This window comes from Jannaschia sp. Os4, from assembly GCF_016820245.1.
GTDB lineage: Bacteria > Pseudomonadota > Alphaproteobacteria > Rhodobacterales > Rhodobacteraceae > Jannaschia.
This window is the reverse complement of the sequence record NZ_JAFCAR010000002.1, coordinates 115,744-137,009: the sequence shown is the minus strand read 5'-3', so window position 1 is coordinate 137,009 and position 21,266 is coordinate 115,744. Positions and strand designations below refer to the sequence as shown.

Sequence of the window (21,266 nt, the reverse complement as noted above, 5' to 3'; positions counted from 1 at the left end):
AAGAAGGCGGGCCGCGAAGCCCGCCTTTTTCGTTTTCGGGGCCGCCCGCGAGAGGAGAGACCATGCGCGACCTCGTCGCCAAGACAGCCATGGACCGGCGCCTCGCCGAGATCGTCCGTCCCGTGATCGAGGACATGGGCGCCGAACTGGTGCGCCTGCGCCTGCAGGGCGGACGGACGCCCCTGCTGGAGATCATGGCCGACACGCCCGACGGGATCGAGGTCGACCTGCTGGGCGAGATCAACACGGCCTTGGGGGCCGTGCTCGACGTGGAGGACCCGATCGACGGGGAGTACACGCTGGAGGTCGGCAGCCCCGGCATCGACCGCCCGCTCACGCGGCTCAAGGACTTCGAGGCGTGGGAGGGGCACGAGGCCAAGCTGGAGACCGTCGACCTGATCGACGGGCAGAAGCGCTTCAAGGGCACGATCATGGGCACCGAGGGCGAGGAGGTGCTGATCGAGATCGACCGTCCCGGCGGGGCGGTGACGATCGGCCTGACCTTCGACCTCCTGGCCGACGCCAAGCTCGTGCTGACCGACGAGCTGATCCGCGAGACGCTGCGCGCCCGCAAGGCGGCGGGCAAGTCCGCCGACGTGGACGAGAGCGACTACGACGAAATCCTGACCGACACATCCAACGACGGAGACGCCTGATGGCCATCACGTCCGCCAACCAGCTGGAGCTGCTCCAGATCGCCGACGCGGTCGCGCGCGAGAAGATGATCGACCCGGGCCTCGTGATCGAGGCCATGGAGGAGAGCCTCGCCCGCGCCGCCAAGTCCCGCTACGGCAGCGAGATGGACATCCGCGTGTCCATCGACCGCAAGTCCGGGCACGCGACCTTCACCCGCGTCCGCACCGTCGTCGAGGACGATGCCGAGGAGCTGGAGAACGAGAAGGCCTACCTGACCGTCGAGCAGGCCAAGCAGTACAAGGCCGACCCCGCCGTGGGCGACGAGCTGGTCGACGAGGTGCCGCCGGTCGAGATGGGCCGCATCGCCGCCCAGTCGGCCAAGCAGGTCATCCTGCAGAAGGTCCGCGAGGCCGAGCGCGAGCGCCAGTACGAGGAGTTCAAGGACCGCGCCGGCACGATCATCAACGGCACCGTGCGCCGCGAGGAGTACGGCAACATCATCATCGACATCGGCGCGGGCGAGGCCGTGCTGCGCCGCAACGAGAAGATCGGGCGCGAGGCCTACCGCCCCGGCGACCGCATCCGCGTCTACATCAAGGACGTCCGCCGCGAGCCGCGCGGCCCCCAGATCTTCCTGTCGCGCACCGCGCCGGAGTTCATGGAGGAGCTGTTCAAGATGGAGGTGCCGGAGATCTACGACGGCGTGGTCGAGATCAAGGCCTGCGCCCGCGATCCGGGGTCGCGCGCCAAGATCGCCGTCATCTCCTACGATTCGGGCACGGACCCGGTCGGCGCCTGCGTCGGCATGCGGGGCTCCCGCGTGCAGGCCGTCGTCAACGAGCTGCAGGGCGAGAAGATCGACATCATCCCGTGGAACGAGGACCTGCCGACCTTCCTCGTGAACGCGCTGCAGCCGGCCGAGGTCTCCAAGGTCGTGCTCGACGACGACGAGGAGAAGATCGAGGTCGTCGTCCCCGAGGAGCAGCTGTCGCTCGCCATCGGGCGGCGCGGCCAGAACGTGCGCCTCGCGTCGCAGCTGACGGGCCTCGACATCGACATCCTCACCGAGGAGGAGGAATCGAAGCGCCGCCAGGCCGAGTTCGAGGCCCGCACCAAGCTGTTCCAGGAGACACTCGACGTGGACGAGTTCTTCGCCCAGCTGCTCGTCTCCGAGGGGTTCACCAACCTCGAGGAGGTGGCCTATGTCGAGATCGACGAGCTCACGGTGATCGACGGCGTCGACGAGGAGACCGCCTCCGAGCTGCAGGCCCGCGCCCGCGACCACATCGAGGAGCAGAACCGCCTCGCCATGGAGCGTGCCCGCGAGGCGGGGCTCGAGGACGACCTCGCCGCCTTCGAGGGGCTCACGCCCCAGATGCTGGAGGTGCTGGCCAAGGACGGCGTCACCGACATCGCCGAGTTCGCGCGCTGCGCGGACTGGGAGCTGGCGGGCGGCTGGACCACCATCGACGACCAGCGCGTCAAGGAGGAGGGCCTGCTGGAGCAGTTCGACCTGTCGCTGGAGGAGGCGCGCGACCTCGTGATGACGGCGCGCGTGATGGTCGGCATGATCACCCCGGAGGAGGCGCTCGGCCAAGGCGAGGACGACGAGGCCGAGGGCGAGGACGCCCCGCAGACCGAGGAGGCCGGGGCGTGATCGCCCCGGATCGTCTTCCTGGGCCGAGGTGGCAAATCCAAGGATCGTAGCGAGCCCGAGCGCCGCTGCATCGTCACCGGAGAGACCGGCCCCAAGGCCGGCCTGATCCGGTTCGTGGCCGGGCCGGACGGCACGGTCGTCCCCGATCTGGCGGCCAAGCTGCCGGGCCGGGGGATCTACGTGGCCGCCGACCGGGCGGTCCTTGAACGCGCGATTTCCAAGCGCATGTTCTCCAAGGGGGCCAAGGCGCAGGTCGCGGTCCCCGAGGGGCTCTTGGACATTGTGGAGGACGGCCTGCTCAAGCGGGTGCAGGACGCCATCGGCCTCGCCCGCAAGGCGGGGGCGGCCGTGTCGGGCTACGAGAAGGTCCGCGACGCGTTGGCCTCGTGGCCGGTGGCGGCGCTGCTGCAGGCCACGGACGGCTCCGAGCGGGGCAAGGGCAAGCTCTGGACCCCGGAGGGGGCGCGCTGGATCGGCCACCTGACGGCCGACGAGATCGGCTTGGCGTTCGGCCGCGACCGCGTGGTGCACGCGGTGGTGGCGGCTGGCGCGCTGGGGCGAAGGGTTGTAGAGGACGCCGCAAGGCTCAAAGGCATACGTGCAAATGACGGGGGCGACCGCGCCTCCGGAAAGGAACGACTGAACGCATGAGCGATTCTGACGGACGGAAACCCCTCGGTCTCTCCGGGGGCGCGCGCAGCGGGCAGGTGAAGCAGAGCTTCGCCCGCGGGCGCACGAAGAACGTGGTCGTGGAGACCAAGCGCAAGCGCGTGATGGCGCCGAAGCCGACCGCCTCGAACCCCGCGCGCGACAACGCCGCCGGGGGCAAGTCGGCGGGCGGGACGACCGACGCCGAGATGCAGCGCCGCCTCAAGGCGCTCCAGCTCGCGAAGGCGCGCGAGGCCGAGGAGGCCGAGAAGCGCGAGGCCGCCGCCCGCGAGGCGCAGGAGGCGCGCGAGCGCCGCCGCTCCGAGCTCGAGGCCAAGGAGCGCGAGGAGAAGGAGCGCGAGGAACTCGCCCGCGCCCGCGCCGAGGAGGACGCCCGGCGCAAGCGCGAGGCCGAGGAGGCGAAGAACCCCCGCCCTGCCGAGCCGACCGCCAAGCAGGACGCGGGCGCGCCGCAGCGCCAGCGCAACCTCGGCCCGGACGCCAAGCCCGGCGGGCGCGACGCGCCGCGCCGCCGCGACGACGATTCCGGCAAGCCGCGCGGCGGCGAGCGCCGGGGCGGCAAGCTGACGGTCAACCAGGCCCTGCGCGGCGGCGAGGGGCGCACCCGCTCGCTCGCCTCCATGCGGCGCAAGCAGCAGCGCCAGCGCGGCGGCGGCTCGTCCGGCCCGCAGGAGAAGGTGGTCCGCACGGTCCAGCTGCCCGAGGCGATCACGGTGGGCGAGCTGGCCTCCCGGATGTCCGAGCGCGCGGCCGACGTGGTCAAGACGCTGATGCAGAACGGCATCATGGCGACCCAGACCCAGACGATCGACGCCGACACGGCCGAGCTCGTCATCGAGGAGATGGGCCACAAGGTGCAGCGCGTCAGCGCCTCCGACGTGGAGCAGGCCATCGAGGTCGAGGAGGACCGCGCCGAGGATCTCGAGTCCCGCGCGCCGGTCATCACGATCATGGGCCATGTCGACCACGGCAAGACGTCGCTGCTGGACGCCATCCGCAAGACCCGCGTCGTCGCGGGCGAGGCGGGCGGCATCACCCAGCACATCGGCGCCTACCAGGTGAAGCAGGGCGACGCGACGCTGACCTTCCTCGACACGCCCGGCCACGCGGCGTTCACCTCCATGCGCGCCCGCGGCGCGCAGGTGACGGACATCGTGGTGCTGGTGGTGGCGGCGGACGACGCGGTCATGCCGCAGACCATCGAGGCCATCAACCACGCCAAGGCGGCCGAGGTGCCGATGATCGTGGCGATCAACAAGGTCGACCTGCCGGCGGCGGACCCCGACAAGGTGCGCTCGGACCTGCTGCGCTACGAGGTCATCGTCGAGAAGCTCTCGGGCGAGGTGCAGGACGTGGAGGTCTCGGCCGCCACGGGCCAAGGCCTCGACGAGCTGCTGGAGGCCATCGCGCTGCAGGCCGAGGTGCTCGAGCTGAAGGCCAACCCCAACCGCGCCGCCATCGGCGCCGTGGTGGAGGCGCAGCTCGACGTGGGCCGCGGCCCCGTGGCGACCGTGCTCGTGCAGAACGGCACGCTCAAGCAGGGCGACATCTTCGTCGTGGGCGAGCAGTGGGGCAAGGTCCGCGCGATGGAGAACGACCAAGGCAAGCGCGTGAAGGAGGCGGGTCCCTCCGTCCCCGTCGAGGTGCTGGGCCTGAACGGCACCCCCGAGGCGGGCGACGTCCTCAACGTCGTCAAGACCGAGGGCGAGGCGCGCGAGATCGCGGAGTTCCGCGAGCAGCAGTCGAAGGACAAGCGCGCGGCGCTCGGCGCGGCGACGACGCTCGACCAGCTCTTGGCCAAGGCCAAGGCCGACGAGAACGTGTCCGAGCTCCCGATCCTCGTGAAGGCCGACGTGCAGGGCTCCGCCGAGGCCATCGCGCAGGCGATGGAGAAGATCGGCAACGACGAGGTGCGGGTGCGGATGCTCCATTCGGGCGTCGGCGCCATCACCGAGTCGGACATCGGCCTCGCCGAGGCGTCCGGCGCGCCGGTCATCGGCTTCAACGTCCGGGCCAACGCGCCCGCGCGCGCGGCGGCCAACCAGAAGGGCGTGGAGATCCGCTACTACTCGGTGATCTACGACCTCGTGGACGACGTGAAGGCGGCGGCCTCCGGCCTGCTGTCGGCCGAGGTGCGCGAGAACTTCATCGGCTACGCGAACATCAAGGAGGTGTTCCGCGTCACCGGCGTCGGCAACGTGGCGGGCTGCCTGGTGACCGAGGGCGTCGCGCGCCGCTCGGCGGGGGTGCGCCTCCTGCGGGACGACACCGTGATCCACGAGGGCACGCTCAAGACGCTCAAGCGCTTCAAGGACGAGGTGAAGGAGGTCCAGTCGGGCCAAGAGTGCGGCATGGCCTTCGAGAACTACGAGGACATCCGCCCGGGCGACGTCATCGAGATCTTCGAGCGCGAGGAGGTCGAGCGCACGCTCGCCTGACCCCGGGCCGATACGCGATGGGAAGGGGCGGTCCGTCGGGCCGCCCCTTTTTCCGTTCGCCCCTGCGGGGCGACCCGCCGGGGGCGCCGCCCCCGGACCCCCGGGATATTTCGACCAAGAAAGGGGGGTCAGGCGTCCGGGTTCCGCGCCCGGAGGCTGGCGTTCAGGGCGGCGGCGTAGCTGACCCAGACGAGGTAGGGCGCGACGATCCAGAAGGAGAGCGCGTCGAGCGGCCAGAGCGCCCACAGCAGCCCCGCCACCGCGAGCCACAGCAGCCCGATCACCACCAGCCCCGCACCCATGCGGCGCAAGCCGAAGAAGACCGGCGTCCAGAGCGTGTTGAGCGCGATCTGCACCGCCCAGAACGCCAGCGCGTAATGGGCGTCCGGAAGGCGTGCGACGCGGGCCGCCGCCACGGCGAGGGCGAGGTAGAGCAGCGTCCACGCGATCGGGAAGAGCCAGTCCGGCGGGGTCCACGCGGGCTTGTCGAGGCGGCGGTACCATTCGTCCGGCGGGAACATCGAGCCGGTGGCGGCGGCGGCCCCGCAGGCGGCGAGGAAGAGGGCGAAAAGCGTCCAGTCCATGCGCCGCACCTATGCCGCGGCGGCGGCGCGTCTACTCCGCCGCAACGGCGACGGCGCCGGCGCGGGCGCGGTCCTGCGCCGCGAGCTGCGCCAGCGCGTCGAGCACGGGGGCGGACCAGCCCGGGCGGTCGGGCGCCGCGGCGGCGTCGACGAGGAACGCGGTCTCCTCCAAGGGGCGGGCATGGAGCACGGCGGACCGCGGCAGGAGGGCGGTCAGCGCGGCCTGCGCGAAGGCCACGCCGAGCAGGCCGACCTTGCGGCCCTTCGAGGTCACCGCCCGCCGCGCGACGCTGTCGTGCCCGCCGCGGCGCACCTGCCCTCCGATCGCCGCGTATACGTGCCGCGCCGCGAGGATGCCGGGCCGCGCGCCGAGGGGCAGCGCGCGCACCCCCGCCTCGGAGCGCCAGTAGAGCCGCTGCGCCTCGTCGAGGAGGCGCGCCGTGAGCGCTCGGATCTCCGGGGTGGCCGAGGGGTCGAACAGGAACGCCACCGGGTCGACGCCCGCCTCGGCCAGCCAGTCCAGCGGCAGGTAGAGGCGTCCCGCCCGGGCATCCTCGCCCACGTCGCGGGCGATGTTGGTCAGCTGCATCGCCACCCCGAGGTCGCAGGCCCGCGCCAGCGCGTCGCGGTCGCGCACCCCCATCAGCACGCACATCATGGCGCCCACGGAGGAGGCCACGCGCGCCGAGTAGGCGAGGAGGTCGGACCGCGTGGCGCAGCGCCGCCCCTGCGCGTCCCACGCCAGCCCCTCCAGCAGCGCCTCGGGGAGGGCGCGCGGCATCTCGCTCGCCTCGACCACGCGGGCGAAGGCGCGGTCGGTCGGCGCCTCCATGGGCCGGCCGGCGTAGACCCGCTCCAAGCGGTCGTGCAGGCGCAGCACGGCGCTCGCGCGGTGATCGGGCGCGGTCTCGTCCACGGCGTCGTCGGCGAGGCGGCAGAACGCGTAGAGCACCTTGGCCGGATCGGCCACGCGGCGGGGCAGCAGGCGGGAGGCGGCGTGGAAGCTGTGCGAGCCTGTGCGGATCGCGGCGCGGCAGTGGTCGAGGTCGGCGTCGCTCATTCGGCGGCCTCGCGGAAGGCGGGCGCCTCGACCGCGTTCGCGGGCGGGACGAGGGCGGCGACCACCTCCGCCGAGGCGACCACGCCCGGCAGGCCCGCGCCGGGATGGGTCCCCGCGCCGACGAGGTAGAGGCCCGGCACCTCCTCCGAGAGGTTGTGGGGCCGGAACCACGCCGACTGCAGGATGCGCGGCTCGATCGAGAAGCCCGAGCCGTGCGGCGAGAGGTAGCGCGCGCGGAAGTCCTCGGGCGTCAGGCACATGGACTGCGTGACGCGGGCCCCGAGCCCCGGCAGGAGCCGCTCCTCGAGGACGTCCTGCACCCGGCGGCGATAGCGCTCCGCCTCCTCGGCCCAGCGCACCGGATCGCGGTGGCCGAGATGGGGCACCGGCGAGAGGGCGTAGAACGTGTCGCCCCCCTTGGGCGCGCTGGTGGGATCGGTGACGGAGGGCCGGTGGACGTAGAGGCTCATGTCCTCCGCCAGCCGCCCCTCGCGGAACACGTCGCGCAGCAGGCCGGTGTAGCGGGGGCCGGACAGGATCGTGTGATGTCCCACCTCGGGCCAGAGATCGCGCGTGCCCTCGGTGCCGAAGTGCCAGACGAACAGGCCCATGGACCACTTCGACCGCTTCAGGCGGCGCTTGGTCCAGCGCTTGCGCGGCGCGTCCCGCAGCAGCGTGTCGTAGAGATGGCCGGGGTCCGCGTTGGACACCACCGCGTCCGCATGGATCGACGCGCCGTCGGTCAGCCTCACGCCGGCCGCGCGGCCGCCGTCGAGGACGATCGAATCGACCTGCGCCCCGAGCCGGACCGAGCCCCCCTGCCGCGCCACGACCCCGGCCATCGCCCATGCCATCGCGCCGACGCCGCCCATGCAGTAGTGGACGCCCTCCTTGGCCTCGAGGTGGGAGACCAGCGCGTACATGGACGTCACCTTGGTCGGGTCGCCCCCGATGAAGAGCGGGTGGAACGACAGCGCCATGCGCAGCCGCGCGTCCTTCACGCGCTTCGACGCCAAGGTGTGGATCGATTCGTCGGCCCGGAGCCGCGCGAAGGTCGGCAGCACCTCGGCCGTGGCCCGGAGCCGGTGCATCGGCTTGGTGAGCATACCCTCGTAGCCGACGCGGTAGCGCGCCTCCGAGTCCCGCAGGAACCGCCGCCACCCCGCCACGTCGCTGGGCGACAGGCGGGCCACCTCCTCCGCCATCCGCTCCTCGTCCCCGGTGCAGTCGAGATGCGATCCGTCCGGCCACGCGATCCGGTAGAACGGGTCGAGGGGGCGCAGGTCCACGTCGTCCTCGAACCGCAGCCCGCAGGCGGCCCAGAGCCGCTGGAACACCGACGGCGCGGTCACGATCGTCGGCCCGAGGTCGAAGCGGTGCCCGCCGGAGGAGATCGACGAGGCGCGCCCGCCCGGCACGTCGAGCCGGTCCACCACCGTCACCCGCCAGCCCTGCGCGCCTAGCCGCATCGCGGCGGCCAGCCCGCCGAGGCCCGCGCCGATCACCACGGCGTGGGAGCGGGCGTCGGGGGTCGTCTGCTCGTGTCGCGTCATGCGGGCACCTCCGGGTGTCTAGTATGATTGACACTCGGGTGCCCCACAAGGTTTACTGACCGCGACGACCGGAGACGATCATGCAGACCGTGACCCTCTCGCTGTTCCGCCTGCCGCGGTGGCGCGACCGCGCTTGGGCGTTCCTCCAGATGGGGGCCGCCCGGCTGCCGCTGTCGGCGATGCCGGACCTCTCCTTCTTCAAGCTCATGGGCTCGGGCTCCGGCCTCGGCTTCCGCCCGGTGCCGAACACCGCCGTTTGGGCGATCCTGTGCGTCTGGCGCGACGCCCGCGCCGCCGCCCGGGGCCTCGCCGCGCCGGTCTTCGACGCGTGGCGCGGACGGGCGGACGAGACGATGGACCTGACCATGACGCCCACCGCGTCGCGCGGGCGCTGGTCGCGCAAGGCGCCGTTCCAGCCCGCCCCGGCGGCGGACGGCCCCCTCGCCTCGCTCACCCGCGGCACGATCCGCCCCACCAAGGCGCGGCGCTTCTGGGCCCACGTCCCGCGCATTGACCCGACGATCGAGCCGTCGGCCATGACCTTCCGCGTGGGTCTGGGCGAGTTGCCCTACCTCCGGCAGGCGACCTTCACCCTCTGGCCCGACGCGGCGGCGATGGCCCGCTTCGCGCGCGGCGACACCCCCCATGCCCGCGCCATCCGCGCCGTGCGCGAGGAGAGCCTCTTCTCCGAGGATCTCTACGCCCGCTTCCGCGTGACCGGCGCGCGCGGCACGTGGAACGGCACCCCGGCGGAGGCCTTCGCATGACCTTCCCCTTCGCCGCCATCGTCGGTCAGGACGAGATGCGTCTTGCTCTCACGCTCACCGCCATCGACCCGGGCGTCGGCGGCGTCCTCGTGTTCGGGGACCGCGGCACGGGCAAGTCGACGGCCGTGCGCGCGCTGGCCGACCTGCTGCCGCCGATCGAGGTGGTCGAGGGCTGCCCCTGCAACTCCGCCCGGCCCGAGGACGTGCCCGACTGGGTCGGCGAGACCGGCGCGACCACCACCCGTCCCACCCCCGTCGTGGACCTGCCCCTCGGCGCCACGGAGGACCGCGTGACCGGCGCGCTCGACATCGAGGCGGCGCTGCGCGAGGGGCGCAAGGCCTACGAGCCGGGGCTGCTGGCCCGCGCCAACCGGGGCTACCTCTACATCGACGAGATCAACCTCTTGGAGGACCACGTCGTCGACCTCCTGCTCGACGTCGCCCAGTCCGGCGAGAACGTCGTCGAGCGCGAGGGCCTGTCCGTCCGCCACCCCGCCCGCTTCGTCCTCGTGGGCTCCGGCAACCCCGAGGAGGGGGAACTCAGGCCCCAACTGCTCGACCGCTTCGGCCTGTCGGTCGAGGTCGCCTCGCCCGGCACGGTGGACGAGCGGGTCGAGGTCGTGCGCCGCCGCGACGCCTACGACCGCGATCCCGCGGGCTACCGCGCGGACTGGGCGGAGGCGCAGGCCGCCGCGCGCGCGGCTGTCGTCGCCGCCCGCGAGAGGGTGCGCGATGTCGTGGCGGGCGACGACGTGCTGCGCGACTGCGCGGAACTCTGCATCGCGCTCGGCTCCGACGGTCTGCGCGGCGAGCTCACGCTGCTGCGCGCGGCCCGCGCGCTGGCCGCCCATGACGGCGCGGACCGCGTCGCCCGCGACCACGTCCGGCGGGTGGCGCCGATGGCCTTGCGCCACCGCCTCCGCCGCGACCCGCTGGACGAGGCGGGCAGCGGCGCGCGCGTCGGGCGCGCGGTGGAGGAGGTGCTGGCGTGATCGAGGCCCGCGCGGCCCACGAGGCTCACGGGGCCCGCTGGGCGCGCGCCGCGCTGGCGCTGCGGTGCCTGCACGTCGATCCCGGCCTCGGCGCGCACCTGCGCGCCCGCGCCGGTCCCGTCCGCGACCTCTGGTGCGCTGGATTGCCCGCCCCGCAGGTCCGCCTGCATCCCGACATCGGGGACGAGGCGCTGCTCGGCGGGCTCGACCTGACGGCCACGCTGGAGGCGGGGCGTCCGATCCACCGCGCGGGGCTGCTGGCCCGCGATGGCCTGCTCGTGCTCCCCATGGCGGAGCGATGCGCGCCTGCCCTCGCCGGCCGCCTCGCCCGCGCGCTGGACGACGGGCGCGCGCTGGTGGCGCTGGACGAGGGGGAGGAGGCCACGGCCCCCGCCGCCCTGCTCGACCGCCTCGCCTTCCATCTCGACCTCGACGGCCTCCCGTGGGGCGCGGTCGCGGACCCGCTGGGCGGATTCGAACCGCACGGCACCCCCCGGATGCCCGACGACGCCGCGCCGCGCCTCGTCCAGACCGCCTTCGCCCTCGGGATCGCCTCGCTGCGCGCTCCGGCCCTCGCCCTGCGCGTCGCCCGCGCCGCCGCCGTCGCGACGGGCGGCGACGTCACCGACGATCACCTCCGCTTCGCCGTCGAGACGGTGCTCGCCCCGCGCGCCACCCGCCTCCCGGAGGCGGAGGAGGCCGACGCGCCCCCTCCCCCGCCCGTCGAGCCGCGCGAGGCCGGAGGCGAGAGCGCCGAGGCCACCGGCCCCGCCCCCGACCGCCTGCTCGACGCGGCCCGCGCGGTCCTGCCCGAGGACCTGCTCGCCCGCCTCGCCTCGACGCACCGCTCCTCGGGCGACGGCTCCGGCGCGGCGCGCCGGGACGCCAAGCGGGGCCGACCGCTTCCGCCGCGTCCGGGCCGCCGGGACGGGCGCCGCCTCGACCTGCTCGCCACGCTGCGCGCCGCGGCCCCGTGGCAGCGTCTGCGGGGCGGATCGCTGCAGGCGGGCCTCAAGGTTCGGGCCGCCGACTTCCGCTGGCGCCGCCACGAGGACCGCTCCGAGCGGCTGGTCGTGTTCGTCGTCGACGCCTCCGGCTCCGCCGCCGCGCACCGGCTGGCCGAGGCGAAGGGCGCGGTCGAGCTGCTCTTGGCCGAGGCCTACGCCAAGCGGGACCAAGTCGCGCTGGTGGGCTTCCGGGGGCACGGGGCCGAGGTGCTGCTGCCGCCGACCCGCTCGCTCGTGCGCACCAAGCGCCGCCTCGCCGGGCTGCCCGGCGGCGGGGGGACGCCGCTGGCTGCGGGGCTGGAGGCCGCGCTGACGCTCTCGCTGCAGGCCCGGCGCCACGGCCTCGACCCCGCGCTGGTGCTGATGACCGACGGGCGGCCCAACGTGGCGCGCGACGGCACGCCGGGCCGCCCGCAGGCGTGGTCCGACGCCGAGGCCATGTCCCGCCTCGTCCGGTCGCGCGGCGTGCCCGCGCTCGTGGTCGACACCGGCACCCGCCCGACGCCGCAACTGCGCGACCTCGCGGGCCTGATGGACGGGCCGTGCATCCCGCTGCCGCGCGCGGACAAGGGGCGGCTGGTGGACGCGCTGTGAACTGGAGCGAGTGGGCCGACCGCTGGCCCCACGCCGCGCACAGCCGCTTCGTGGATGCGCGGCCGCATCGGTGGCACGTGCAGCGGATGGGACAGGGGCCGGTGCTGCTGCTGCTGCACGGGGCGGGGGCGGCGACGCATTCGTGGCGTGGCCTGATGCCGCTCTTGGCCGAGACGCACGACTGCATCGCGGTCGACCTGCCGGGGCACGGGTTTACCACGTCGGTGCCGGGGCGGGCGGGGCTGGACGCGATGGCGGAGGATCTGGGGACGTTGCTGGACGTGCTGGAGGTGGAGCCGTCCGCCCTCGTCGGGCACTCAGCCGGAGCGACGGTCGCGCTGCGGCTGTCGCTCGACCGGGGGCCGCGGCCCGTGGCGGCGATCAACGGGGCGTGGGCGCTGTTCGACGGCTTCGCGGCGTGGCTGTTTCCCTTCATGGCCAAGGCCTTGGCGGTGAACCCGCTGACCGTCCCGCTGTTCACCGCGATGTCGTCGCCGCGGCGGACGCGCCAGCTCTTGGAGCGGACGGGGAGCCGGATCGACGAGGAGGGGCTGCGCCTCTATCACGCGCTGCTGTCGGACCGGGCGCACGTGTCCGGGGCGCTCGCGAAGATGGCGTCGTGGGACCTGCGGCGGCTGCACCGGGACGCGGCGCGGCACGGGGCGCCGGTGCTGCTGCTGGCCGGCGACAGGGACGGGACCGTGCCGCCGAAGGTGAGCCGGGAGATGTTGGCGCGGCTGCCCGACGCCTCGCTGCAGGTGCTCGGTGGGCTGGGGCATCTGGCCCACGAGGAGGCCCCGGAGACGGTGCTGGAGGCGATGCGCCCTGTGATACTGTAACGGTCCGGGCCGGAGCGGGTGTTACCTTGTAACGAGGGGCACCCCCGGCGGATGCGCCCATGCACTGGGCCGCAGCCCGGCGTGGAGCCACCCCACGGCGGTCAGGATCGAGTGGACCGGCAGCCCGGTCGCGGCGGCTACGTCCGCCGCGTAGGGGCCCATGTTCGCGCATTCGAGGACGATCCCACCGAGCGGCGCGCGGGCGGCGAGGCGGCGGGCGGCGGCGACCATCTCGACGCGGGCCCGCGCGACGTCGAGGTCGGGCGAATCGCACAGGATGCGGTCGGCCATGTGGGTGCCGTCGAGGCCCTCGACGGGGGTGCCCTCGGGGACGCGGGCGGCGTGGAGGTGGGCGGGGGTCAGGGAGGCGGCCTCGATGGTGAGGATGCCGACCCGCCCGCCGGGGACCGTCGCGGCCAAGGGGGCGCAGAGGGTCAGCGCGGAGGCGACGACCGGCACGCCGCAGGCGGCGGCGAGGCGGGACTGGAGCGGGGCGAGGAAGCCGCAGGTCGTCGCCAGCCCGGCGCAGCCCCCGGCCACCAGCGCGCGGCCTTCGGCGGCGAAGGCGTCGAGGAGGGCGTCCGGGTCGCGGCGGACGGCGGCCTCGGGCGTGGTGCCGGGGACGCGGCGGATGGTGACGGGGAAGGGCCACGTCGCGGGATTCCCCGCGTCGCCCGGCGGGCGGGGGAAGCGCGTGTCGAGCATGAGGATGCCGATCATGGGGGCGGTGTGCGCGATTCCGGGCCGTTCGGGAAGGCGGAGGGCGACCGGGGCGCTGCCCCGGACCCCGGGATATTTCGGCCAAGAAAGGGGGGTGGACGGTGCGCGGGGCGGGCGGCAGCGTCGGCCCATGAAGGTCGTGGTGATCGGGGCGGGGATCGTGGGCGTGGCGTCGGCGCTCTGGGCGCGGCGGGACGGGCACGAGGTGGTGCTGGTGGACCGCGAGGGGCCGGCGGCGGGGGCGTCCTACGGCAACGGGGCGGTGCTCGCGCGGTGCTCGGTCGTGCCGGTGACGACGCCGGGGCTGATGCGGCGGGGGCTGCGGATGGCGCTGGACCCTAGCGAGCCGTTGTTCCTGCGCTGGGCCAAGCTGCCGGGGATGGCGGGGTGGCTGGCGCGGTATCTGTCCCACGCGAACGCCGCCGACACGGCGCGGATCGCCGACGGGCTGGCGCATGTCGTCGCCGACAGCGTGGAGCAGCACGAGGCCTTGGCGGCGGGGACCGAGGCGGCGCGATACCTCGCGGCCTGCGACTACGCCTACGTCTATGCGGACCGGGCGGCGTGGGAGGCGGACGCCTATGGCTGGGGCCTGCGCGCCGCAGCCGGGTTCGTGCCGGAGATCGTCGAGGGCGCCGCCGTGCGGGAGCGGGAGCCGTCCTTGGGGCCGGCGGCGGGGCTGATGGCGGTGCTGCGCGAGCATGGGATGGTGCTGGACCCCGGCGGCTACGTCGCCGCCTTGGCCGCGCAGCTGGAGCGCGAGGGCGGGACGGTGCGCCGCGCGGAGGTGCGGGACGTGACGCTGGAGGGCGGGCGCGTCGTGGCGGTCGAGACCGGGGAGGGGCCGATCCCCTGCGACCGGGTCGTGGTGGCCGCGGGGGCGTGGTCGGGGCCGTTGATGATGCGGCTGGGGATCGACGTGCCCTTGGCCGCCGAGCGGGGGTATCACCTCGTGTGGCGCGCGCCGGAGGTGCGGCCCTCGATCCCGCTGATGCTGGCGGGGGCGAAGTTCGTCGCCACCCCCGTCGCGGCGGGGCTGCGCTGCGCGGGGATCGTGGAGTTGGGGGGCATGGACGGCGCGCGGTCGAGGCCCGCGCTGGACCTGATGAGGCGGCGGGTGCGGGAAACCTTCCCCGGCCTGACGGCGGAGCCGGACGAGGCGTGGCTGGGCTTCCGTCCCGCGCCGTCCGACAGCCTGCCGCTGATCGGGGAGGTGCGGGAGACGGGCGTGATCGCGGCCTTCGGGCACCATCACGTCGGCCTGACGGCGGGGCCGAAGACGGGGCGCATGGTGGCGGACGTGATCGCGGGGCGAAGATCGAACGTGGACAGGGCGCCCTTCGATCCGCTTAGGTTCGTCTAGGACCGAACCGAGTCCGACGGGGAGAGAAACGATGAAGACGATGATGACCGCCGCTCTGGCGATGGTGGCGACCGGCGCGCTGGCCGACGGGCACGCGACCGCGTGGGACATGCCGATGGCCTACTCGGCCTCCAACTTCCACTCGGAGATGGGCGTCGAGTTCGCGGACAAGGTGCGCGAGTACACGGACGGCGCGCTGGACATCACGGTCCATCCGGGCGGCAGCCTGTTCGGGGGCGGCGAGATCAAGCGCGCCGTGCAGACCGGGCAGGTGCCGATCGGCGAGCGCCTGATGTCGGCGCATGCCAACGAGGATCCGATCCTCGCGTGGGACAACGTGCCCTTCGTGGCGACCTCCTTCGACGAGAACGAGGCGCTGTGGCAGGCGGCCAAGCCGACCGTCGAGGAGGTGCTGGGCGAGCAGAACCTCGTGGTGCTCTACACCTGTCCGTGGCCGGGGCAGGGCTTCTACTTCAACAAGGCGGTGGAGTCGTCGGACGACACGCAGGGCGTGAAGTTCCGCTCCTACAACACGGCGACGGCGACCTTCGCCGAGGCGCTGGGCATGGTGCCGGTGCAGGTGGAGGCCGCCGAGCTGTCCCAGGCGCTGGCGACGGGCGTGGCGGAGGCGTTCATCTCGTCGGGCGCGACGGGCTACGACCGCAAGGTGTGGGAGCACCTGTCCCACTACTACAAGGTCAACGCGTGGATGCCGCGCAACTACGTCATGGTGAACGCGGGCGCGTGGGACGAGCTGTCCGACGAGGTGCGCGCGGGCGTGGAGCAGGCCGCCGCCGAGACGGGCGAGGCGTGCCGCGCCAAGTCCGAGGAGCTGACCAACTTCTACTTCGAGGAGCTGGAGAAGAACGGCATGACCGTGACGGACGCCAGCGGCGCGTTCGCGGACCAGCTGCAGGAGATCGGCGCGTCGATGCAGGAGCAGTGGCTGGCCGACACGGGCGAGGCGGGACAGGCGATCATGGACGCGTACATGGGCAACTGACCGGTCCGCGGCCCCATGCGGGGCCGCGGGACCACACGCCCCGGCCGCGGGCCGGGGCCTCCATCGACAGACGCCTCCCGCTCCGCGAGGATGGCGCAGGGGTTCGAGGGAGGCTCCGGCCCGGGGGCCGGGGCGTTCGCATGAGAGGGGTCGCATGAGGGACTGGCAACCGTGGCTGGGGCTGCCGCTGTGGGCGTGGCTATTCGTTCTGCCGACGCTCTTGGCCGTCGCCTGCGCGGTGGCGCCGGGGCCGATGGCCGCCGCGCTGCGGCCCGTCTGGCGGGTGCTGGACCGGGTCTACCTGGCCGCGGGCGTGGTGGCGGCCTGCGGGATGGTGACGATCCTCGGGCTGATCGTGGCGCAGATGATCGCGCGCTGGGCGGGAATCACCTTCTCGGGGTCGACGAACTACGCGGGCTACGCGATGGCGGCGACGTCGTTCTTCGCCTTGGCCCACGCGCTGACGCGGGGGGCGCATATCCGGGTGGGCATCCTGCTGAACGTGCCGAGCCCCCGCTTCACCTACGGGCTGGACGCGGTGGCGACGTGGATCGCCGCGCTCACGGCCACCTACTTCGCGCGGTTCGCGGTGAAGGCGAACATCCTGTCGGAGATGCTGAACGACCGGACGCAGGGGCAGGACTACCTGCCGGAATGGGTGGTGGCGCTGTTCTCCTTGGACCTCGCGGGAATCGGGGCGGCGGAGGGCTGGGTCTACACGCCGATCTGGATCCCGCAGCTGGCCATGTCGGCGGGGGCGATCCTGCTGGCGGCGTGCCTGTGGGACATGCTGACGCGGCTCTTGGCCACGCGCGAGACGGCGATCCGCGGGGAGGTGGTGGAATGACCGAGTTGATGGCGACGGCGGTGTTCCTGTTCGTGCTGTTCGCGCTCTTGGGCGGGTCCGTCTGGGTCGGGCTGGCGCTGATGGGCGTGGCGTGGGTGGGGATGGAGCTGTTCACCACGCGGCCGGCGGGCGACGCGATGGTGACGATGATCTGGGCGGCGTCCTCGTCGTGGACGCTGACGGCGCTGCCCTTGTTCATCTGGATGGGCGAGATCCTGTATCGCACGCGGCTGTCGGAGGACATGTTCCGGGGGCTGGCGCCGTGGCTGCGCGGGCTGCCGGGCGGGCTGCTGCACACCAACATCGCGGGCTGCACGATCTTCGCGGCCGTGTCGGGGTCGTCGGCGGCGACGCTGACGACGGTGGGCAAGATGTCGATCCCGGAACTGCGGCGGCGCGGCTATCCCGAGCCGATGATCATCGGGACGCTGGCGGGGGCGGCGACCTTGGGCCTGATGATCCCGCCCTCGCTGACGCTGATCGTCTACGGGGTGTCGATCAACGAGAGCATCACGCAGCTCTTCATGGCGGGGGTGATCCCCGGCCTCGTGCTGGCCTCGCTCTTCGCGCTCTACATCGTGGGGTGGCACTACGTGCGGCCCGACCAGCGGCCCGCGCCCGAGCCGCGCATGGGCTGGGGCGAGACGCTGGCCGAGTCGCGCTTCCTGATCCCCGTGCTGCTGCTGGTGACGGCCGTGATCGGGTCCATGTATCTGGGCTACGCCACCGCGACCGAAGCCGCCGCCGTGGGCGTGATCGGGGCGCTGGTGCTGGCCTTCGCGCAAGGGTCGCTGAACTGGACGACCTTCGCCACGGCGCTGATGGGGGCGACGCGGACGAGCGCCATGATCGCGCTGATCCTGATGGGGGCGGCGTTCCTGTCGCTCTCGATGGGGTTCACCGGCCTGCCCCGCGCGCTGGCGGCGTGGATCGACGGGATGGGCCTGTCGCCGATCACGCTGATCGCGGCGCTGACGGTGTTCTACATCATCCTCGGCATGTTCCTCGACGGCATCTCGTCCGTCGTGCTGACCATGGCCATCGTCGAGCCGATGGTGCGGCAGGCGGGGATCGACCTGATCTGGTTCGGCATCTTCGTGGTCGTCGTCGTGGAGATGGCGCAGGTGACGCCGCCCATCGGGTTCAACCTCTTCGTGCTGCAGGGGATGACGCGGCACGACATCGGCTACATCGCACGCGTCGCGCTGCCGATGGTGGGGCTGATGCTGCTGATGGTGGTGATCCTCGTGGCGTTCCCGCAGCTGGCGACGTGGCTGCCGGAGACGATCCGGCAGCGGTAGCGGGGGGCGCCGGGGGCCAGCCCCCGGACCCCCGGGATATTTCCGCCAAGAAAGGGGGGTGACGATACCGTGAGGGCGTCCTTTCCATCCGGGGACCCCGGCCCCACCTCCCCGCGATGACCCTGTCCCGCCGCGCCCTGCTCGCCCCGCTCCTCGCCGCGCCCGTCGTGGCGCCTTCCCTGCTCCGCGCGCAGGGGGCCGCGCTGGAGGGGGTCGCGGCGCGGGCGGCGGGGCTGGAGCAACTGCACGCGCTGATCGTGATGCGGGACGGGGCGGAGGTGCTGGCGACGGCGCCGCGCGGGCCGGGGCTTGCCCGAGTGGCGAACGTGAAGTCGGTGTCCAAGACGCTGCTCGCGCTGCTGACCGGGATCGCCATCGAGCGGGGGCATCTGGCGGGGCCGGAGGCGCGGGTTCTGCCCCTGCTGGGCCGGGCGCCTGCGGGGGACGCGCGCGACGACCTGACGGTCGGGCACCTGCTGTCGATGCGGACGGGGCTGCCCTCGACCTCGGGGCCGAACTACGGCGCGTGGGTCGGGAGCGACGACTGGGTGGGCTACGTGCTGGACGCCGAGCCCACGGGCGCGCCGGGCGGGCGGTTCACCTACTCGACGGGGACGTGGCACGTGCTGGGCGCGGTGCTGGCGGAGGCGACGGGGCGGGACCTGCACGACCTCGCCACCGACTGGCTTGCGGCGCCGCTGGGGATCGACCTGCCGCGCTGGGAGCGCGACCCGCAGGGGCGCTACCTCGGGGGCAACCAGATGGCGCTGACGCCGCGCGCCCTCGCCCGCGTGGGCGAGATGGTGCGGCAGGGCGGCACGTGGGACGGCGCGCGGGTCGTGCCGGCGGCGTGGTTGCGGACCTCGTGGGAGGCGCGCGCGCGGTCCCCGTGGTCGGGCGACTCCTACGGCTACGGCTGGTTCCTGACCCGGCTGGGCGGACGCTTCGCGGCCTACGGGCGGGGCTATGGCGGGCAGGTGCTGGCCGTGGTGCCGGACCTCGGGCTGACGGTCGCCATCACCTCGGACCCGACGCGGCCCGCGCGCTCGGGCGGATATTTCGGCGACCTCGTCGGCCTGATGGACGAAATCGCCCGCGCGGTGGTCGCGGACGGCGCTTGATCGCCGCGCGGGGCGGGCGCAGGACGCGGGGGCGACCCGCGCGGAGGATCCGATGAGCCTGACGAAGCCCTACCTGCTGTATCTCGGCGACGCGCCGGACAAGCTGGCCCTGAAGATGGGGCAGGGCGTGCTCGATTGGCGCCCCGAGTGGTGCGCGGCGCAATGGCGGCGCGACGGGGCGCAGGTGCGGCTGGACCTGCCGGACATGACCCCGGAGGAGGCGGTGGCGGCGGGCGTCGGCACGCTGGTGGTCGGCGTGGTCAACGCGGGCGGGGTGCTGCCGGAGGCGTGGATCGACGACCTGCGCCGGGCGCTGGATGCGGGATTGGACATCGCGGCGGGGATGCACGTGCGCCTGCGCGACGTGGCCGACCTCGGCGAGATCGCGGACCGGCAGGGGCGGCACCTCACGGACCTGCGCCTGCCCGACCGGGTCTATGCCACCGGCAAGGGGACCAAGCGGTCGGGCAAGCGGGTGCTGGCCGTGGGGACCGACTGCTCGGTCGGCAAGAAGTACACCGCGCTGGCCTTGGAGAAGGGGATGCGCGCGGCGGGGATGGACGCGGACTTCCGCGCGACGGGCCAGACCGGGCGCCTGATCGCGGAGCGGGGCGTGGCCGTGGACGCGGTGGCGGCCGACTTCATCGCGGGCGCGGCCGAATGGCTGACGCCCGACGCGGACCCCGACCATTGGGACGTGGTGGAGGGGCAGGGCTCGCTGTTCCACCCGTCCTTCGCGGGGGTGACGCTGGGCCTGCTGCACGGGGCGCAGCCGGACCGCTTCGTCGTGTGCCACGAGCCGACGCGGACGCACATGCGGGGCGTCGAGGCGCCGCTGCCGACGATCCGGCAGGTAATCGACGCCACGGTGCTGATGGGACGGGTGACGAACCCGGACATCGCGCCCGCTGGCATCTGCGTGAACACCGCCGCGCTGTCGGAGGCGGAGGCGCGCGAGGTGCTGGCCGGGATCGAGGCGGAGCACGGGCTGCCGACCACGGACCCGGTGCGCTTCGGCGTCGATGCCATCGTGGCCGAGCTGCAGAGATGCTGAGCGTCGCGGTCCACCGCCTGCCGCTGGCGCGGACCTTCGCCATCGCGCGGGGCGCGCGGACCGAGCAGCCGGTCGTGCGGTGCCGCGTCGAATGGGAGGGTGCGGCGGGGCGCGGGGAGTGCGCGCCCTACGCCCGCTACGGCGAGACGCCCGAGGGCGTGGCCGCGCAGGTCGAGGGGATGGCGGGCTGGCTGTCGGACGCGCTGCGGCAGGGGCCGGAGACGGCGCGGGCAGGTCTCTTGGCCGCCGCGCCGCCCTGCGCCGCGCGCAACGCGCTGGACTGCGCGCTGTGGGACCTGCAGGCCGAGCTGGAGGGGCGGCGCGTCTGGGAGATCGCGGGCGTGCCCGCGCCGGGGGCGATGCGCTCGGTGCTGACGCTGTCGATCGACCATCCGGCGGCGATGGCCGCCGCGGCCCGGACCCTGCCGACGGACGCGATCAAGGTGAAGCTGGGCCAAGGCGACGGGCGCGACGGCGACCGCATCCGCGCGGTGCGGGACGCGCGGCCGGAGGCGTGGCTGATGACGGATTCCAACGAGGGGACGCCGGAGGGGCAGCTGGACGACCTGCTCGACGCCTGCCGCGCGGCGCGGGTCGACTTGGTGGAGCAGCCCGTGCCGGAGGGGTCCGAGCCGATGCTGGAGCGGCTGCGGGCCGACGGGGCGCTGGAGGGGCTGGTGCTCTGCGCCGACGAGTCGTGCCGCAAGGACGCCGACATGGCGGCGCTGGCGCGGGCCTACGACGCGGTGCACCTGAAGCTGGACAAGACCGGCGGGCTGACGCGGGCGCTGGTGGACGCGGCGGCGGCGCGGGCGGCGGGGCTGTCGGTCATGGTGGGCTGCATGCTGGGCTCGTCGCTGGCGATGGCGCCGGGGGCGGTGCTGGCGGCGGCCGCCGGGGCCGATCCGGTCGATTTGGACGGGCCGCTCTGGCTGGCGGAGGACGAGGCGCCGGGGATCGTCGCGGTGGACGGGACGGTGTCGGTGCCGGAGGCGGCGCTCTGGGGCTGAAGGTCACGTTTCGCTTGAAAGCGCTTCCGGAGGGAACCCCGCGGGGATAGG

The 21,266-nt window shown here is 73.7% G+C and carries 19 protein-coding genes; 15 read left to right on the top strand and 4 right to left on the bottom strand.

Features of this window, described 5'->3' with window-relative positions:
- The first annotated feature begins 62 nt into the window (after positions 1-62).
- Genes rimP through infB form a run of 4 tightly spaced genes read left to right on the top strand, consistent with a single transcriptional unit; the run spans position 63 to position 5,400 of the window.
- Positions 63-656: a ribosome maturation factor RimP gene (rimP, locus tag JQC91_RS04740; RefSeq protein ID WP_203285645.1), complete on the top strand. Its 594-nt coding sequence runs from the start codon at positions 63-65 to the stop codon at positions 654-656.
- Positions 656-2,293, top strand: coding sequence for a transcription termination factor NusA (nusA, locus tag JQC91_RS04735; RefSeq protein ID WP_203285644.1), 1,638 nt, complete (start codon positions 656-658; stop codon positions 2,291-2,293). Before rimP ends, nusA begins: the two co-directional genes overlap by 1 nt.
- 18 nt (positions 2,294-2,311) lie before the next feature.
- A complete protein-coding gene (locus tag JQC91_RS04730) occupies positions 2,312-2,944 on the top strand; it encodes an RNA-binding protein (RefSeq protein WP_203285681.1) in 633 nt (210 codons plus the stop codon).
- Positions 2,941-5,400, top strand: a complete 2,460-nt coding sequence (gene infB, locus JQC91_RS04725) for a translation initiation factor IF-2 (protein WP_203285643.1) — start codon at positions 2,941-2,943, stop codon at positions 5,398-5,400. The genes JQC91_RS04730 and infB overlap by 4 nt, the downstream gene beginning before the upstream one ends.
- Positions 5,401-5,528: 128 nt before the next feature.
- Here the strand turns inward: infB and JQC91_RS04720 are convergent, their stop codons facing one another.
- The 3 genes from JQC91_RS04720 to JQC91_RS04710 are packed head-to-tail and all read right to left on the bottom strand — an operon-like array spanning position 5,529 to position 8,597.
- Positions 5,529-5,984, bottom strand: coding sequence for a TspO/MBR family protein (locus JQC91_RS04720; protein ID WP_203285642.1), 456 nt, complete (start codon positions 5,982-5,984; stop codon positions 5,529-5,531).
- 31 nt (positions 5,985-6,015) lie between these two features.
- The gene (locus tag JQC91_RS04715; protein WP_203285641.1) at positions 6,016-7,044 is read right to left on the bottom strand and encodes a 15-cis-phytoene synthase; all 1,029 of its coding nucleotides are present in this window, start codon (positions 7,042-7,044) and stop codon (positions 6,016-6,018) included.
- Positions 7,041-8,597, bottom strand: a complete 1,557-nt coding sequence (locus JQC91_RS04710; RefSeq protein ID WP_203285640.1) for a phytoene desaturase — start codon at positions 8,595-8,597, stop codon at positions 7,041-7,043. Before JQC91_RS04710 ends, JQC91_RS04715 begins: the two co-directional genes overlap by 4 nt.
- Positions 8,598-8,677: 80 nt before the next feature.
- Between JQC91_RS04710 and JQC91_RS04705 the strand changes: the two genes are divergently transcribed.
- Genes JQC91_RS04705 through bchO form a run of 4 tightly spaced genes read left to right on the top strand, consistent with a single transcriptional unit; the run spans position 8,678 to position 12,796 of the window.
- Positions 8,678-9,364 (top strand): spheroidene monooxygenase, encoded by a 687-nt coding sequence (locus tag JQC91_RS04705; protein WP_203285639.1) that lies wholly within the window; start codon positions 8,678-8,680, stop codon positions 9,362-9,364.
- The gene (gene bchI, locus JQC91_RS04700; RefSeq protein ID WP_203285638.1) at positions 9,361-10,356 is read left to right on the top strand and encodes a magnesium chelatase ATPase subunit I; all 996 of its coding nucleotides are present in this window, start codon (positions 9,361-9,363) and stop codon (positions 10,354-10,356) included. Before JQC91_RS04705 ends, bchI begins: the two co-directional genes overlap by 4 nt.
- Entirely contained in the window at positions 10,353-11,957 is a 1,605-nt protein-coding gene (locus tag JQC91_RS04695) for a magnesium chelatase subunit D (RefSeq protein ID WP_343069903.1), read from the top strand. Before bchI ends, JQC91_RS04695 begins: the two co-directional genes overlap by 4 nt.
- A complete protein-coding gene (bchO, locus tag JQC91_RS04690) occupies positions 11,954-12,796 on the top strand; it encodes an alpha/beta fold hydrolase BchO (RefSeq protein ID WP_203285637.1) in 843 nt (280 codons plus the stop codon). The genes JQC91_RS04695 and bchO overlap by 4 nt, the downstream gene beginning before the upstream one ends.
- A 21-nt stretch (positions 12,797-12,817) precedes the next feature.
- On the opposite strand, the gene JQC91_RS04685 is transcribed toward bchO, so the two are convergent.
- Positions 12,818-13,648 (bottom strand): aspartate/glutamate racemase family protein, encoded by an 831-nt coding sequence (locus JQC91_RS04685; protein ID WP_275296980.1) that lies wholly within the window; start codon positions 13,646-13,648, stop codon positions 12,818-12,820.
- Between JQC91_RS04685 and JQC91_RS04680 the strand changes: the two genes are divergently transcribed.
- The 7 genes from JQC91_RS04680 to JQC91_RS04650 all read left to right on the top strand — a co-directional run bounded on the left by JQC91_RS04680 (position 13,647) and on the right by JQC91_RS04650 (position 21,215).
- Positions 13,647-14,879 carry an FAD-dependent oxidoreductase gene (locus tag JQC91_RS04680; protein WP_203285635.1) on the top strand — a complete coding sequence of 411 codons (1,233 nt, stop codon included), beginning with the start codon at positions 13,647-13,649 and terminating at the stop codon, positions 14,877-14,879. The two genes, JQC91_RS04685 and JQC91_RS04680, sit on opposite strands and share 2 nt — an antisense overlap.
- A gap of 31 nt (positions 14,880-14,910) precedes the next feature.
- The gene (locus JQC91_RS04675; protein WP_203285634.1) at positions 14,911-15,882 is read left to right on the top strand and encodes a TRAP transporter substrate-binding protein; all 972 of its coding nucleotides are present in this window, start codon (positions 14,911-14,913) and stop codon (positions 15,880-15,882) included.
- Positions 15,883-16,036: 154 nt separating this feature from the next.
- A complete protein-coding gene (locus JQC91_RS04670) occupies positions 16,037-16,729 on the top strand; it encodes a TRAP transporter small permease subunit (RefSeq protein WP_203285633.1) in 693 nt (230 codons plus the stop codon).
- Positions 16,726-18,030: a TRAP transporter large permease subunit gene (locus JQC91_RS04665; RefSeq protein ID WP_203285632.1), complete on the top strand. Its 1,305-nt coding sequence runs from the start codon at positions 16,726-16,728 to the stop codon at positions 18,028-18,030. The genes JQC91_RS04670 and JQC91_RS04665 overlap by 4 nt, the downstream gene beginning before the upstream one ends.
- A 116-nt stretch (positions 18,031-18,146) precedes the next feature.
- The gene (locus JQC91_RS04660; protein ID WP_203285631.1) at positions 18,147-19,151 is read left to right on the top strand and encodes a serine hydrolase; all 1,005 of its coding nucleotides are present in this window, start codon (positions 18,147-18,149) and stop codon (positions 19,149-19,151) included.
- Positions 19,152-19,203: 52 nt separating this feature from the next.
- Positions 19,204-20,205 (top strand): N-acetyltransferase DgcN, encoded by a 1,002-nt coding sequence (gene dgcN, locus JQC91_RS04655; protein WP_203285630.1) that lies wholly within the window; start codon positions 19,204-19,206, stop codon positions 20,203-20,205.
- On the top strand, positions 20,199-21,215 hold the full coding sequence (locus JQC91_RS04650) for an enolase C-terminal domain-like protein (protein WP_203285629.1): 1,017 nt from the start codon (positions 20,199-20,201) through the stop codon (positions 21,213-21,215). The genes dgcN and JQC91_RS04650 overlap by 7 nt, the downstream gene beginning before the upstream one ends.
- Positions 21,216-21,266 lie beyond the last annotated feature (51 nt).

Excerpts from the sequence above, each read along its gene's own strand:
- dgcN (WP_203285630.1), top strand. The coding sequence starts at position 19,204 with ATGAGCCTGACGAAGCCCTACCTGCTGTATCTCGGCGACGCGCCGGAC.
- JQC91_RS04665 (WP_203285632.1), top strand. The coding sequence starts at position 16,726 with ATGACCGAGTTGATGGCGACGGCGGTGTTCCTGTTCGTGCTGTTCGCG.
- JQC91_RS04705 (WP_203285639.1), top strand. The coding sequence starts at position 8,678 with ATGCAGACCGTGACCCTCTCGCTGTTCCGCCTGCCGCGGTGGCGCGAC.
- JQC91_RS04680 (WP_203285635.1), top strand. The coding sequence starts at position 13,647 with ATGAAGGTCGTGGTGATCGGGGCGGGGATCGTGGGCGTGGCGTCGGCG.
- JQC91_RS04715 (WP_203285641.1), bottom strand. The coding sequence starts at position 7,044 with ATGAGCGACGCCGACCTCGACCACTGCCGCGCCGCGATCCGCACAGGC.
- JQC91_RS04710 (WP_203285640.1), bottom strand. The coding sequence starts at position 8,597 with ATGACGCGACACGAGCAGACGACCCCCGACGCCCGCTCCCACGCCGTG.
- bchI (WP_203285638.1), top strand. The coding sequence starts at position 9,361 with ATGACCTTCCCCTTCGCCGCCATCGTCGGTCAGGACGAGATGCGTCTT.
- JQC91_RS04675 (WP_203285634.1), top strand. The coding sequence starts at position 14,911 with ATGAAGACGATGATGACCGCCGCTCTGGCGATGGTGGCGACCGGCGCG.
- JQC91_RS04670 (WP_203285633.1), top strand. The coding sequence starts at position 16,037 with ATGAGGGACTGGCAACCGTGGCTGGGGCTGCCGCTGTGGGCGTGGCTA.
- infB (WP_203285643.1), top strand. The coding sequence starts at position 2,941 with ATGAGCGATTCTGACGGACGGAAACCCCTCGGTCTCTCCGGGGGCGCG.
- JQC91_RS04685 (WP_275296980.1), bottom strand. The coding sequence starts at position 13,648 with ATGGGCCGACGCTGCCGCCCGCCCCGCGCACCGTCCACCCCCCTTTCT.
- JQC91_RS04650 (WP_203285629.1), top strand. The coding sequence starts at position 20,199 with ATGCTGAGCGTCGCGGTCCACCGCCTGCCGCTGGCGCGGACCTTCGCC.
- JQC91_RS04720 (WP_203285642.1), bottom strand. The coding sequence starts at position 5,984 with ATGGACTGGACGCTTTTCGCCCTCTTCCTCGCCGCCTGCGGGGCCGCC.
- JQC91_RS04660 (WP_203285631.1), top strand. The coding sequence starts at position 18,147 with ATGACCCTGTCCCGCCGCGCCCTGCTCGCCCCGCTCCTCGCCGCGCCC.
- nusA (WP_203285644.1), top strand. The coding sequence starts at position 656 with ATGGCCATCACGTCCGCCAACCAGCTGGAGCTGCTCCAGATCGCCGAC.
- rimP (WP_203285645.1), top strand. The coding sequence starts at position 63 with ATGCGCGACCTCGTCGCCAAGACAGCCATGGACCGGCGCCTCGCCGAG.